Origin of the sequence: Kitasatospora sp. NPDC085895 (assembly GCF_040702125.1) — a bacterium.
GTDB lineage: Bacteria > Actinomycetota > Actinomycetes > Streptomycetales > Streptomycetaceae > Kitasatospora > Kitasatospora arboriphila.
Window position 1 is genome coordinate 197,375 of sequence record NZ_JBFBJY010000004.1, and the last position, 13,115, is coordinate 210,489.

A 13,115-nucleotide genomic window follows, 5' to 3' on the forward strand; every position below is an offset into this window, starting at 1 on the left:
CCGTCCCCCCGACTCCTCCTGGCGGCGTGTACCTGTCCGGTCGTGCCCGCGCCGCCAGGAGGCGGCATCCCGACCGGCAGCGGGCCGCGGCCCTGCCCGCCCCCTGCCGGTCGTCCCAGGCCGGCGGCGCGCCACCCTCCCGGTAGGCACTTCGGTCGTGCCCGTGCGCGCCGCCCCGGCCCCCTCTCCTGCCGAGGGGAGCCCCTCGAACGTCGGAAGCGGGACGAGGGGAACGGCGGAGAGGGGGCCCACCACGCCCCCGGGTGGGCGGTACCTGCGCAACCCCCGCCCACCTGGGTAGTGCCAGTACGTAGACGTTCCCGTAGAAAGGCCACCACCATGCCCGCCACCCCCGCTCAGGGTCATGTGGTCGTCGCGCCCGACAAGTTCAAGGGCTCCCTGGAGGGCGCCGAGGTCGCCGCCCGGATCGCCGCCGGCGTCCGCCGCGCCGCCCCCGGCACCGAGGTCCGGGAGCTCCCGGTCGCCGACGGCGGCGAGGGCACCCTGGCGGCCGCCCTCGCGGCCGGCTTCGAGCGGGTCGCGGTCAAGGTGGCGGGCCCGACCGGTCTGCCGGTGGACGCGGCGATCGCCGTCCGCGGCGACACCGCCGTGGTCGAGCTGGCGCAGGCCTCCGGCCTCGCCCGGCTCCCCGGCGGCCGCACCGCCCCGCTGGCGGCCGGCTCCTACGGGGTCGGCCAGCTGATCGCCCGGGCCGTCTCGCTCGGCGCCGCGCGGATCGTGCTCGGCCTCGGCGGCAGCGCCTGCACCGACGGCGGCGCGGGCATGGTCCAGGCGCTCGGCGTCGGCCTGTACGACGCGGACGGCGGCGAGCTGCCGCCGGGCGGCGCGGCCCTGCGCCGGCTCGCCCGGATCGACCTCGGACCGCTGGCCGACCCGCTCTCCGGGGTGGACGTGGTGGTCGCCTGCGACGTCGACAACCCGCTGCTCGGGCCGCGCGGCGCCACCGCCGTGTACGGCCCGCAGAAGGGCGCGGACGGCGACGACCTGGTGGTCCTGGAGGAAGGTCTGACCGTCTGGGCGGACGCCGTCCGGGCGGTCACCGGCCGGGACGTCCGCGACGCCCCCGGCGCCGGGGCGGCAGGAGGGGTCGGCTTCGCCGCCCTGGCCCTGCTCGGCGCCACCATGCGGCCCGGGATCGAGCTCCTCCTCGATCTCCTGGGCTTCGACGAGGCAGTGCGTGGGGCGCGCCTCGTCGTCACCGGTGAGGGATGCCTGGACGCGCAGACGCTCCACGGCAAGGCCCCCGCCGGCGTCGCCGCGGCGGCCACCCGGGCGGGGGTTCGGGTGGCCGCCGTGGCCGGACGGCTGGAACTGTCGGAGCCGGAGTGGCGGGCGGCGGGCTTCGCCGCGGCCGTGGCGCTCACCGACCTGGCCGAGCGGCCGGGCGAGAGCATGACCAGGGCCGGCGAACTCGCCGAGACCGCGGGGGAGCGGCTGGCCGCCGAACTGCTCGGCCGGTAGCCCGCAGCCCCTTGTGGATTCCTACATTGACGTTTTGTTGAAGGCGGGCCTAGGCTCCGAGCACTCGCCGCCGTCCGGCACCCGACGGCGGCCCAACTCCCCTGCGCGCCTTCGGCACTCCCCGCTCGTACCCTCGTTTCGGAGGTCCCGATGCCCCTCAGCGACACGTCGTCCACCCCGGCCGTGATCCGCTCCCGCCGGGTCGTCCTGCCGGACGGCGAGCGCCCGGCCGACGTCCTCGTCCAGGACGGGCGGATCGCCCAGGTCGCCGCGCACGGCTCGCTGCTCGCGGGGGACCGCCACCTCACCGACCTCGGCGACACCGCCCTGCTGCCCGGCCTGGTCGACACCCACGTGCACGTCAACGAGCCCGGCCGCACCGAGTGGGAGGGCTTCGCCACGGCCACCCGGGCGGCCGCCGCCGGAGGTGTCACCACGATCGTCGACATGCCGCTGAACTCCGTCCCGCCGACCACCACGCCCGCCGGGCTGGAGGCCAAGCGGAAGACCGCCGAGGGCCAGGCCTGGGTCGACCTCGGCTTCTGGGGCGGCGCGGTGCCCGGCAACACCGGCGACCTGGCGGCGCTGCACGAGGCCGGCGTCTTCGGCTTCAAGAGCTTCCTCGCCCCGTCCGGCGTGGACGAGTTCCCGCACCTGGCCACCCAGGAGGACCTGGAGTCCGCGCTCGCCGAGCAGGCCCGGCTCGGCGCGCTCGCGATCATCCACGCCGAGGACCCGGCCGTCCTCGACGCCGCCCCGCAGCAGCCCGGCGTGCACTACCGCGACTTCCTGGCCTCCCGGCCCGACGACGCCGAGGCCGCCGCCGTCGCCCGGCTGCTCGACACCGCCCGCCGCACCGGCACCCGGGTGCACATCCTGCACGTCTCCTCGGCCGCCGTGCTGCCGCTGCTGCGGCAGGCCCGGGAGGACGGCGTGCAGGTGACCGCCGAGACCTGCCCGCACTACCTCACCCTCACCGCGGAGGAGGTGCCGGACGGCGACACCGCCTTCAAGTGCTGCCCGCCGATCCGCTCCGAGTCCAACCGGGACGCCCTCTGGGCGGCCCTCGCGGCCGGCGAGTTCGCCGCCGTCGTCTCCGACCACTCGCCGTCCACCCCGGACCTGAAGCTGCTCCGGCGCTACGGCGGCAGCGGCGACTTCGCCGCGGCCTGGGGCGGCATCGCCTCCCTGCAGGTCGGCCTGCCCGCGGTCTGGACGGAGGCCCGCCGCCGCGGCCACGCCCTCGCGGACGTCGTCCGCTGGATGGCCTCCGGCCCGGCAGCCCTGGTCGGCCTCACCGGCACCAAGGGCGCCATCGCCCCCGGGTACGACGCCGACCTCGTCGCCTTCGACCCGGACGCCGACTTCGCGGTGCACGCCGAGCAGCTGCACCACCGCAACCCCGTCACCCCGTACGCCGGCCGCACCCTCACCGGCGCGGTGCGCACCACCTGGCTCCGCGGCCGGGTGGTCGACACCGCCGGCGAGCCGTTCGGCCGGCAGATCACCCGTCCTTGAGGAGAGTCGAGTTGAGCACCGAGAAGACCGCGGCCGCGCCCTTCACCGAGCTGGTCGACCTGGCCTCCCGCCGGCTGGGCGCCGGCGTCGTCGCCACCAACGAGGACACCTTCGCCGACGCGGAGAACCTGCTGGTCGCCCGGCCCGCCGAGTTCCGGCCGCACACCTTCGGCCACAAGGGCCAGATCATGGACGGCTGGGAGTCCCGCCGCCGCCGCGGCGCCTCGGCCGACCAGCCGCACCCGACCGACGAGGACCACGACTGGGCGATCGTCCGGCTCGGCGCGGCGGGCGTGATCCGCGGCGTGGTCGTCGACACCGCGCACTTCACCGGCAACTACCCGGAGACCGCCTCCGTCCAGGCCGCCTCCGTACCCGGCCACCCCTCGCCCGCCGAGGTCGAGGCCGCCGAGTGGACGGACCTGGTGCCGCGCACCCCGCTGAAGGGCGACACCGCGCACGAGTTCGCGGTCGACGACGGCACCCGCTGGACGCACGTCCGGCTCAACATCTGGCCGGACGGCGGCGTCGCCCGGCTGCGGGTGCACGGCGAGGTGCTGCCCGACCCGCGCGAGCTCGACGGCCTCACCTTCGACCTCGCCGCCCAGGAGACCGGCGGCGTCGCCGAGGCCGCCTCGGACCGCTACTTCTCCTCCCCGCACAACCTGAACGCTCCCGGCCGCGCCACCGTCATGGGCGAGGGCTGGGAGACCCGGCGTCGGCGCGACAAGGCCAACGACTGGGTCCGGATCGCCCTGGCCGGGGGCGGCGAGGTCCTGGCCGCCGAGGTGGACACCACCCACTTCGTCGCCAACGCCCCCGGCTGGGCCGACCTGGTGGGCTACGACGCCTCCGCCGGCGGCGACCCCGCCACCGACACGGCCGGCTGGTTCCCGCTGCTGCCCCGCACCCGGCTGCAGCCCGACACCCGGCACCGCTTCCGGTTCGACACCGGCCGCACCGCCACCCACGTGAAGATCAACGTCTACCCCGACGGCGGCCTCGCCCGGCTCCGGCTCACCGGCCGCCTGACCGAGGCGGGCCGCGCCGCCCTCGCCCTGCGCTGGTTCGACGCGCTGCCCGCCGCCGAGGCCGAGTCCGCCCTCGCCGCGGCCGGCCTGACCGCCGACGAGGCCGCCGGGCTGACCGCCGCCCGGCCGCTCCGGGACGCCGCCGCGGCCGGTGCCGCCGCAGCCGCCCTCGCCCCGGCCGACGGTCCGGACGGCGAGCACACCTCCCGCCGCCGCGCCGCCCTCTGGCGCCTCCTCGGCGTCTGATCCCAGACCCCCTGCACCGCACCGCTGCTACTGAAGGACCCTCATGCCGAAGACCCTGACCACCGAGTCCGGCGCGCCCGTCGCCGACAACCAGAACTCCGCCTCGGCCGGCGAGTACGGCCCGCTGCTGATCCAGGACCAGCAGCTGCTGGAGAAGCTCGCCCGGTTCAACCGCGAGCGCATCCCGGAGCGCGTGGTGCACGCCCGAGGCTCCGGCGCCTACGGCTACTTCGAGGTCACCGACGAGGTCTCGCAGTACACCCGGGCGGACTTCCTGTCGGCCGTCGGCAAGCGCACCGACGTCTTCCTGCGCTTCTCCACGGTGGCCGGCAACCTGGGCGCCAGCGACGCGGTCCGTGACCCCCGCGGCTTCGCGCTGAAGTTCTACACCGCCGACGGCAACTACGACCTGGTCGGCAACAACACCCCGGTGTTCTTCATCAAGGACCCGATCAAGTTCCCCGACTTCATCCACTCGCAGAAGCGCGACCCGTACACCGGCATCACCGAGGCCGAGAACGTCTGGGACTTCTGGGCGCACGCCCCCGAGGCCACCCACCAGATCACCTGGCTGTTCGGCGACCGCGGCATCCCGGCCTCCTACCGCCACATGAACGGCTACGGCTCGCACACCTACCAGTGGGTCAACGAGCAGGGCGACGCCTACTGGGTGAAGTACCACTTCAAGACCAACCAGGGCATCCGCTCGCTGGACGGCTCGCAGGCCGCCGAGGTGGTCGGCGGCGACGCCGACAGCCACCAGCGCGACCTCCACCAGGCCATCGAGCGCGGCGTCTTCCCGTCCTGGACGCTGTACGTCCAGCTGATGCCGGTCGCCGAGGCCGCCACCTACCGCTTCAACCCCTTCGACCTCACCAAGGTGTGGCCGCACGCCGACTACCCGCTGGTCAAGGTCGGCCGCCTGGTGCTCAACAAGAACCCGGAGAACGTCTTCGCCGAGGTCGAGCAGGCCGCCTTCTCGCCGAACAACTTCGTGCCCGGCATCGGCCCGTCCCCGGACAAGATGCTCCAGGGCCGCCTGTTCGCCTACGCCGACGCCCAGCGCTACCGCCTCGGCGTCAACCACACCCAGCTGCCGGTGAACGCCCCGCGCGCCACCGAGGTGAACAACTACGGCCGCGACGGCCTGGGCGCCCTCAACACGGCCGGCCGCGCCAAGAACTACGAGCCGAACTCCTTCGACGGCCCGGCGCAGACCGGCGACGCGCTCGCCGCCCCCGTCCGGTTGGAGGGCCACACCGGCACCTACACCACCCCGGCCCACACCAAGGACGACGACTTCTTCCAGGCCGGCGAGCTCTACCGGCTGATGTCCGACGGCGAGAAGGACCGCCTGATCGCCAACCTGGCAGGCTTCCTCGCCCAGGTGAGCCGCGAGGACATCGTGGAGAAGAACCTCGCCCACTTCCACGCGGCCGACGAGGAGTACGGCAGCCGTCTGGAGGCCGCGGTGAAGAAGCTCCGCGCCGGCGACGACGCCTGACCGGACACCCCGACCGGGCCTCTCCCCCCTGGGCAGTGGGGGAGGGGCCCTTCGCCTTACCACAAGACCCCCCGGAATCTGACGGACGCTCACGAACCGTGCCGCATCCGGTCGTACGGGCGGCCAAGGCGGCCCCTCCGCGGCTAGGCTGGACGTGCGCGGCCGCGCCGCGCACTCGCGCGAGCGGAAGGGGACGCCCATGCCGGCACCGAGCCGGGGCCGCCGGACCGGCCCCACCCACGGCCACCCGAACCCATACGGGCCGCTGCACCGCGCACTGCGCCTGCTGGAGGCCGTCGACCGGCACCCGCACGGCGTCGACACCGCCCGGCTGGCCCGCGAACTCGGCGTCCAGGCCGCGGCGGTGCAGGAACTGGCCGAGACCCTGGAGTGCGAGGGCTACCTGCTCTTCGACGACGGCGTCTGGCTGCTCGGCGGCGCGCTCACCGTGCTCGGCCAGCAGAACCGCGAACAGCTCGTCCGGGCCCGGCTGCACCGGCGGCTCGCCGACCTGCGGGACGAACTCGGCGCCGCCGTCTACTTCACGCGCTACCACGACGGCGAACTGAGCGTGGAGGCCGTCTCCGCCACCGACCACGCCCCGGCCGTCCAGGAGTGGGTGGACTTCCGGGCGACGGCCCACGCCAGCGCCATGGGCAAGTGCCTGCTCGGCCAGCTCGACCACGACGGCCGCCGCGACCACCTCGCCCGCCACCCCGTCGCCCGGCTCACCTCCCGCACCATCACCGACACCGAGCAGCTGCTGCACCGCCTGGACCGGCAGCCCGCCACCGTCCCCGTGCTCGACCTCCAGGAGTACGCGCTGGGCACCGTCTGCGCGGCCGTCCCCGTCACCGCCGGCGCCACCGTCGGCTGCCTGGCCACCTCCCTGCCCGCCACCGAGACCCACCGCCTGCGCGCCGCCGCCGAACTCCTCTCGCTGCGCGCAGCCCCGCTGATGCTCGCCATGGCGGTGTAGCCGGGGCGTGCGGCGCCTCCCCGCCACGGGCAGGAGGCCGTTGCGGCCCGGCACCGACGTGTTCGTCGGCCGCCTCGCGGCGCCGTTCCTCCTGGTCGTGGTCGGCATCGGCGCCGAGCCGGCCGGGCGGGCGGCGGAACGCGCCCGGCTCCGGACGGACCCGGACGACGGCTCGCCGGACGACCACGCCCTGCTGATGACCTGGCCGGCGGTCGAGTCCTTCCTGACGGCGCTCCGGGCGGCGCTGCGTCCGCCGGTGCCCGTACCGGACTGAGCCACACCTCCACCGTCCCGGCCGGGCGAGGCGTGTGGTGGACGCGAAACTTATTAGACTCAATGTCGATAAGGCCCTTGCCGGGCCTGCTACCCGCGAGTACGTTGCCAGGGCCGAAGCCGCCACAGCAGGCCAGGAGGCTCCCCCCATGCCCAGCACCACCCCGCCGCCGCGCATCCACGACGACCTCGTCCTGGAACCCCGCGACGTGCAGTTCGACTGGTCCAGCCTGCCGCTGCACTGGATCCCCGACGAGCCGTTCGCCACCCACACCATCAACGTGCTCCACCTCCTCCTCCCGGAGGGCGAGCGCTGGTTCGTCCGGGTCTTCTCGGACGCCCTGCCGATGATCACCGACGACCGGCTCCGCGAGGAGGTCCTCGGCTTCATCGGCCAGGAGGCCATCCACGCCGAAGCCCACCAGGAAGTCCTCGACCACCTGCTCGGCCAGGGCCTCGACCCCCGCCCCTACATCCGCCAGATCGGCTGGATCTTCCACCGCGTCCTCGGCGACAAGCCCGGACTGACGGGCCGTCGGCGCCGAGAGAACATCATCGAACGGGTCGCCTTCGTGGCCGCGATCGAGCACTTCACCGCCTTCCTCGGCAACTGGGCCCTCAACTCGCCCGGCCTCGACCGCGCCCAGGCCGACCCCACCATGCTCGACCTGCTGCGCTGGCACGGCGCCGAAGAGGTCGAGCACCGCAGCGTCGCCTACGACCTGCTCGTCCACCTCGACCCCGGCTACCTGCGGCGGATGCGGGGGATGCTCGTCTCCGGGCCGCTGCTGGTGCACCTGTGGGTGCGGGGCGTCCGGTTCCTGCTCGCCGCCGACCCCGAACTCCGCGGCCGGATCCGGCCGACCTGGCGGGAGGCGCAGGTGCAGGCCCGCCGCGGACTGCTGCCCGACCCGAAGGCGATGGCCCGCTCCGCCGCCCGCTACTTCAAGCCCGGCTACCACCCCACCCAGGAGGGCTCCTCCAGCCAGGCCCTCGGCTACCTCGCCACCTCCCCGGCCGCCCGCGCGGCCGCCACCCACTGAGGGGGCACCCCCCAGGGACGCAGGCATCCCCCACGCGCCCTGGGGGATGCCTCCCCCGTCCGATTCCGACCTGCCACGGAGCCGCCACCGATGGATCTCGTCACTCCGCCGCCCGACCTGTACGGCCGTCCCCGGGACGACCGGTTCATGCGGTGGCTCACCGCGTTCGGCGACCGCTACAGTCCGGCGCTCGGCAGCCCCGGGCTGCGCCGCAGTCCCCGCAGGCCGGCCCCCGCCCCCGTCCCGCCGCTGCGCCTGGTGGTCACCGGCCACGGCACGGTCGCCGAGGACGTCGTCGCCGTCCACCTCGCCGAGCCCTCGGGCGGCCCGCTGCCGTCCTGGCAGCCCGGTGCCCGTCTGCTCCTCACCCTGCCCTCGGGCCGTCAGCGGCACTACTCGCTCTGCGGGGATCCCGCGGACCGGCACCGCTACCGGATCGCGGTGCGCCGGGTCGCCGACGGCGGCGGCGGGTCCGTGGAGCTGCACGACGAGGTCGCGGTCGGCAGCCGACTGACCGCCGCCCGCCCGCGCAACGGCTTCGCCTTCTGCGCGGAGCCCGCGGTGCTGCTGCTGGCCGGCGGGATCGGCATCACCCCGCTGCTGCCGATGGCCCGTCAGGCGCGGGCGCTCGGTCTGGACTGGCGGCTGGTGCACACCGGCAGGACGGCCGCGGCGCTGCCGTTCACCGAGGAACTGCGCGCCCTCGACCCGGCCCGGGTGGAGATCCGCACCGACGACCGCGACGGCGTCCCGGACGCCGCGGAGCTGCTCGCCCGGGCCCCGCGCGGCGCGGCCGTCTACTGCTGCGGCCCGGCGCCGATGCTGGCCGCCGTCCAGCGGGCGTTCGACGCCTCGCCGGCCCGCGCCCTGCACTTCGAGCGGTTCGGCGCGGCGCCGGTCTCCGGCGGGCATCCGTTCACCGTCCGGCTCGGCACCGGCGGTCCCGAACTCGCCGTCCCCGCGGACCGTTCCGCCCTGGACGTGGCCCGTGGGCTCCGTCCCGACCTGCCGTACTCCTGCAAGCAGGGATTCTGCGGCACCTGCCGGGTGCGGGTGCTGGACGGCACGCCCGAGCACCGCGACCGCCGGCTGACCCCGGCCGAGCGCGCGGGCGGCGCCCTGCTGCCCTGCGTCTCCCGCGCGGCCGAGGGCGAGACCCTCGTCCTGGACCTCTGAGGAGCCCGCACATGACCTTCCCGTACGACGAGCGCGACCTCGCCAGGTTCCGCGAGACGCAGCAACTCGCCTACCACTGCGCGGAGCAGGTCGCCGCCTGGATCGAACCCGGCGTCACCGAGCGGCAGGCCACCGCGCAACTGCGCCGCTGCCTGGAGCGGGCCGGGGTGCAGGACTACTTCCACGTGCCGTTCGCCTGGTTCGGCGACCGCACGGCCTTCCGGCACTTCCGCACCCCGCTGCAGTTCTTCGCCGGGAGCCGCCGGCTGGAGGAGGGCATGCCGTACGTGCTGGACTGCGCGCCGGTGGTGGACGGCTACACCGCGGACATCGGCTACGGCGGCAAGGTCGGCGAGAACCCGGTCTGGGACCGCCTCGCCGCCGACCTGAAGGTCTACCGGGAGCTGATCCTCGCCGAGGTCAGGGCCCGCAAGCCGCTGAACGAGGTGTACGCGGCGGTGGACGCCCAGCTCGCCGTGCACGGCTACGACAACCGGCACCGGGTCTACCCCGGCCGGGTGATCGGCCACCGGGTCACCCGGACGACCGCCCGCGGCCCGGCCGGTGTCACCCTCTTCGGCTTCGGCGTGCGTACACTCCAGACGCTCGGCCGGGAGCTGATCGGCGAGCGGCTGCACGGCCGCTCCCCGCTGTGGGCGGACGGCCGGTCGTCCCGGCACGCCCCCACCCCGGGCCTGTGGGCGGTCGAGCCGCACATCGGCTTCCGGGACGTGGGCATCAAGTTCGAGGAGCTGCTCGTCGTCACGGACGACGACGCGTTCTGGCTCGACGACGACCTGCCGCACGTGCGGCGCTGGACGCTCCAGGAGGAGGCCGCATGACCATCCGCCGCCGCACCGTCCACTCCGGCGGGCTGCCGCTGGCCGTGTACGAGCAGGGCGACCCGGCCCGGCCGACCGTCCTGCTGGTGCACGGCTACCCGGACACCCACGCGGTCTGGGACGACGTCGCCGCCGACCTCGCCACCGACCACCACGTGGTCCGCTACGACGTCCGCGGCGCCGGCGGCTCCGGTGTGCCCGCCGCCCGGGACGGCTACCGGCTGGAGCACCTCGGCGCCGACCTGTTCGCCGTCGCCGACGCCGTCAGCCCGGACGAGCCGGTGCACGTGGTGGCCCACGACTGGGGTTCCATCCAGTCCTGGGAGGCCGTCACCGAGCCCGGCGCGCAGCGGCGGATCGCCTCCTACACCACCGTCTCCGGGCCGTCGCTCGACCACATCGGCCACTGGATCAGGCACCGGATGCGCCGCCCCACCCCGCGGCACCTGCGCCAGCTGCTCGTCCAGGGCGTGCACTCCTGGTACATCACGGCCTTCCAACTGCCCTACCTGGCACCGGCCGTCTGGCGGCTCTTCCTGGCCCGCGCCTGGCCGACGGTGCTGCACCGGATGGAGGCCGTCACCCCGCGGGCCGGCCACCCGCAGCCGACCCTCGGCCGGGACGCCGTCCGCGGGATCGAGCTGTACCGGGCCAACTTCCGTCCGGTGCTGCGCAGTCCGCGGGAGCGGCCGACCGAGGTGCCCGTCCAGCTGATCACCCTGGAGCGGGACCGCTACGTCTCCACCTTCCTCTCCGAGGGCCTGGAGCGCTGGGTGCCGCACCTGACCCGCCGCACCCTGGACGCCGGCCACTGGTCCGCGCTGCTGGAGAAGGGCGGCACGGTGGCCCGGTTCGTCCGCGAGCACGTGGCCCGGGTCGCCGCCGGGCATGTCCAGGGCCCGCCGGTGAGCGGCCGGCTCGCGGTGGTCACCGGCGGCGGCAGCGGCATCGGCCGGGCCACCGCCCTGGCCTTCGCCGAGCAGGGGGACCGGGTGGTGGTCTGCGACCTCGACCTCGCCGCCGCCGAACGCACCGCCGACCTCTGCGGCCTGGTCGGCCCGCGGGCGCACGCCCACCGGGTGGACGTCTCCGACGGCGAGGCCGTCGACGCCTTCGCCCGACAGGTCGCCGCCGAGCACGGCGTGCCCGACGTGGTGGTCAACAACGCCGGGATCGGCCACGCCGGCACCTTCCTGCAGACCACCGAGAAGGAGTGGCAGCGCGTCCTGGACGTCAACCTCTGGGGCGTCATCCACGGCTGCCGCGCCTTCGGCGCCCTGATGGTGGCCCGCGGCGGGGGCGGACACATCGTCAACCTGGCCTCGGCGGCGGCCTACCTGCCGGCGAAGTCGCTGGCCGCGTACGCCACCAGCAAGGCCGGGGTGCTCATGCTCTCCGACTGCCTGCGGGCCGAACTCGCCCCGCACGGGATCGGCGTCTCCGCGATCTGCCCGGGCATCGTGGCGACCAACATCACCAGCACGACCACCTTCTCCGGCACCGACCCGGACGAGCAGGCCGCCAAGCGGGCCAAGGCCACCAAGGCGTACGCCCGCCGGGGTTTCCCGCCCGAGAAGGTCGCCGCGGAGATCCTCCGCGCCGTCCGCACCGGCAAGCCGGTCGTCCCGGTCACCTTCGAGGCCAAGGCCGCCCGCCTCCTCGGCCGCCTCAGCCCGGCCCTGCTGCGCCGCCTCGCCCGCCTCGACATCGGCTGACGCCTCCGGGGCCGTGATATCGGATAGCATGAGATTCGATATCACGGCCTCGGGAGGTTGCCATGACGCGCACGGTGATAGACGTGGACGACGAGCTGCTGGCCGAGGCCGCGGAGATCTTCGGCACCACCACGAAGGTGGCCACGGTGAACGCCGCGCTCGCCGATGCGATCAAGCGGCGGAAACGCGAGTCCTTCCTGAGCTGGCTGGCCGAGGGCGGCCTTCCGGACCTCACCGGGCCGGTGGAGGGTGATGCGGAGCACCGGGCGGCATGACGGAACGCTTTCTGATCGACACCTCGGCGCTCGCCCGATTCCCCAAGCAGGCCGTCCGCAGGGCGGTGGAGCCGCTCCACAACGCCGGCCTGCTGGCCGTCTGCGCGGCGGTGGAACTGGAGGTCCTGCGCAGCGCCCGGTCGAAGGCGGAGGCCGAGCGCATCCGTGACGAGATGCGCGGCTTCGACTGGCTGCCGACGACCGACGAGGTCTGGGACCGGGCGCTGGACGTCCAAGTGCTGCTGGTCGGTGCGGGCAACTGGCGGGCGGTGTCGACGGCCGACCTGGTGATCGCCGCGACGGCGGAGCGCCACGGCGTCACCGTGCTGCACTACGACGGTGACTACGACATGATCGCGCAGGTCACCGGCCAGCCGACGCGATGGGTGGTGCCCGCAGGCGAGGCCGACTGACCTCCGGGGCGGGGCGGTTCAGGATTGGGCGGCGAAGCGGGCGAGGCCGGCCTGGAGTTCCTGGGCGGTGAGGCAGGGGACCACCTCGACGTCGGCGCCCATCTCCGTCCAGAGCGGTTCGACGAGGGGGATCAGGTCGGCCTCGTCGGCGATGTCCACCACCATGGTGAAGCCGCGGCGGCCGTGCAGCGGGTAGAAGTAGGCGGCCTCGGGCTTGAGGATGCTGAGCATCTGCTCCACTGACTCGGGCATCTTTCCCGCGGCGACCACGGCGTTGGAGCGCTCGGTGTCGATCGAGGCCTGGACGAGCATGCGCATGGCGGTGGTCCCTTCGGTGCGGCGGACGACCGGCGGGCCGCTCGGACCTCGCCGGGTGGGGGCCGGTCCTCAGGTCTCCAGCGTCGCGCCGCGGACGCGGCCCCGCACCCGGACCACCCGGTGCTCAGGCCGCGTGCGGCCGCGGCTGCCGCTCGGATTCTGCCGCGACCGCCGCCAGGTCGTGATGGATGGGGCCGTCGCCGGCGGAGAGGGGCAGGCAGCTGCCGCCGCGGCGGTGGGCGACGATTTCGGCGGCGACGGAGACGGCGGTCTCCTCGGGGGTGCGGGCGCCGAGGTCGA

Annotated in this window: 13 protein-coding genes; 12 read left to right on the forward strand and 1 reads right to left on the reverse strand. The window is 74.8% G+C overall.

All coding sequences use genetic code 11. The annotated features are described in order from the left end of the window. The first annotated feature begins 339 nt into the window (after positions 1-339). From AB0442_RS04405 to AB0442_RS04460, 12 genes are all read left to right on the forward strand, one after another. Entirely contained in the window at positions 340-1,482 is a 1,143-nt protein-coding gene (locus AB0442_RS04405; protein WP_363545637.1) for a glycerate kinase, read from the forward strand. Positions 1,483-1,632: 150 nt separating this feature from the next. Then, a complete protein-coding gene (allB, locus tag AB0442_RS04410) occupies positions 1,633-3,000 on the forward strand; it encodes an allantoinase AllB (protein ID WP_366160511.1) in 1,368 nt (455 codons plus the stop codon). 11 nt (positions 3,001-3,011) lie between these two features. Beyond that, positions 3,012-4,277 carry an allantoicase gene (alc, locus tag AB0442_RS04415; RefSeq protein ID WP_363545631.1) on the forward strand — a complete coding sequence of 422 codons (1,266 nt, stop codon included), beginning with the start codon at positions 3,012-3,014 and terminating at the stop codon, positions 4,275-4,277. A gap of 43 nt (positions 4,278-4,320) precedes the next feature. Next, on the forward strand, positions 4,321-5,781 hold the full coding sequence (locus AB0442_RS04420) for a catalase (protein WP_366160513.1): 1,461 nt from the start codon (positions 4,321-4,323) through the stop codon (positions 5,779-5,781). Between the two features lie 199 nt (positions 5,782-5,980). Next, positions 5,981-6,760 (forward strand): IclR family transcriptional regulator C-terminal domain-containing protein, encoded by a 780-nt coding sequence (locus AB0442_RS04425; RefSeq protein ID WP_366160514.1) that lies wholly within the window; start codon positions 5,981-5,983, stop codon positions 6,758-6,760. A gap of 40 nt (positions 6,761-6,800) precedes the next feature. Beyond that, positions 6,801-7,034, forward strand: a complete 234-nt coding sequence (locus tag AB0442_RS04430) for a hypothetical protein (protein WP_366160515.1) — start codon at positions 6,801-6,803, stop codon at positions 7,032-7,034. 148 nt (positions 7,035-7,182) lie between these two features. Further along, positions 7,183-8,076, forward strand: a complete 894-nt coding sequence (locus AB0442_RS04435) for a metal-dependent hydrolase (RefSeq protein WP_366160516.1) — start codon at positions 7,183-7,185, stop codon at positions 8,074-8,076. A gap of 90 nt (positions 8,077-8,166) precedes the next feature. Next, the gene (locus tag AB0442_RS04440; protein ID WP_366160517.1) at positions 8,167-9,252 is read left to right on the forward strand and encodes a PDR/VanB family oxidoreductase; all 1,086 of its coding nucleotides are present in this window, start codon (positions 8,167-8,169) and stop codon (positions 9,250-9,252) included. A gap of 11 nt (positions 9,253-9,263) precedes the next feature. Further along, positions 9,264-10,094 (forward strand): M24 family metallopeptidase, encoded by an 831-nt coding sequence (locus AB0442_RS04445; protein ID WP_359983940.1) that lies wholly within the window; start codon positions 9,264-9,266, stop codon positions 10,092-10,094. Further along, a complete protein-coding gene (locus tag AB0442_RS04450) occupies positions 10,091-11,809 on the forward strand; it encodes an SDR family oxidoreductase (RefSeq protein WP_366160518.1) in 1,719 nt (572 codons plus the stop codon). Before AB0442_RS04445 ends, AB0442_RS04450 begins: the two co-directional genes overlap by 4 nt. A gap of 62 nt (positions 11,810-11,871) precedes the next feature. Beyond that, positions 11,872-12,084 (forward strand): type II toxin-antitoxin system VapB family antitoxin, encoded by a 213-nt coding sequence (locus tag AB0442_RS04455; RefSeq protein ID WP_366160520.1) that lies wholly within the window; start codon positions 11,872-11,874, stop codon positions 12,082-12,084. Beyond that, on the forward strand, positions 12,081-12,497 hold the full coding sequence (locus AB0442_RS04460) for a PIN domain nuclease (RefSeq protein WP_366160522.1): 417 nt from the start codon (positions 12,081-12,083) through the stop codon (positions 12,495-12,497). The genes AB0442_RS04455 and AB0442_RS04460 overlap by 4 nt, the downstream gene beginning before the upstream one ends. Positions 12,498-12,515: 18 nt before the next feature. Here the strand turns inward: AB0442_RS04460 and AB0442_RS04465 are convergent, their stop codons facing one another. Beyond that, positions 12,516-12,815 (reverse strand): hypothetical protein, encoded by a 300-nt coding sequence (locus AB0442_RS04465; RefSeq protein ID WP_366160524.1) that lies wholly within the window; start codon positions 12,813-12,815, stop codon positions 12,516-12,518. Positions 12,816-13,115 lie beyond the last annotated feature (300 nt).

What these genes read in the sequence shown, in the direction of transcription:
- AB0442_RS04405 (WP_363545637.1), top strand. Translation starts at nt 340, where the DNA reads ATGCCCGCCACCCCCGCTCAGGGTCATGTGGTCGTCGCGCCCGACAAG.
- allB (WP_366160511.1), top strand. Translation starts at nt 1,633, where the DNA reads ATGCCCCTCAGCGACACGTCGTCCACCCCGGCCGTGATCCGCTCCCGC.
- AB0442_RS04420 (WP_366160513.1), top strand. Translation starts at nt 4,321, where the DNA reads ATGCCGAAGACCCTGACCACCGAGTCCGGCGCGCCCGTCGCCGACAAC.
- AB0442_RS04425 (WP_366160514.1), top strand. Translation starts at nt 5,981, where the DNA reads ATGCCGGCACCGAGCCGGGGCCGCCGGACCGGCCCCACCCACGGCCAC.
- AB0442_RS04435 (WP_366160516.1), top strand. Translation starts at nt 7,183, where the DNA reads ATGCCCAGCACCACCCCGCCGCCGCGCATCCACGACGACCTCGTCCTG.
- AB0442_RS04440 (WP_366160517.1), top strand. Translation starts at nt 8,167, where the DNA reads ATGGATCTCGTCACTCCGCCGCCCGACCTGTACGGCCGTCCCCGGGAC.
- AB0442_RS04445 (WP_359983940.1), top strand. Translation starts at nt 9,264, where the DNA reads ATGACCTTCCCGTACGACGAGCGCGACCTCGCCAGGTTCCGCGAGACG.
- AB0442_RS04450 (WP_366160518.1), top strand. Translation starts at nt 10,091, where the DNA reads ATGACCATCCGCCGCCGCACCGTCCACTCCGGCGGGCTGCCGCTGGCC.
- AB0442_RS04455 (WP_366160520.1), top strand. Translation starts at nt 11,872, where the DNA reads ATGACGCGCACGGTGATAGACGTGGACGACGAGCTGCTGGCCGAGGCC.
- AB0442_RS04460 (WP_366160522.1), top strand. Translation starts at nt 12,081, where the DNA reads ATGACGGAACGCTTTCTGATCGACACCTCGGCGCTCGCCCGATTCCCC.
- AB0442_RS04465 (WP_366160524.1), bottom strand. Translation starts at nt 12,815, where the DNA reads ATGCGCATGCTCGTCCAGGCCTCGATCGACACCGAGCGCTCCAACGCC.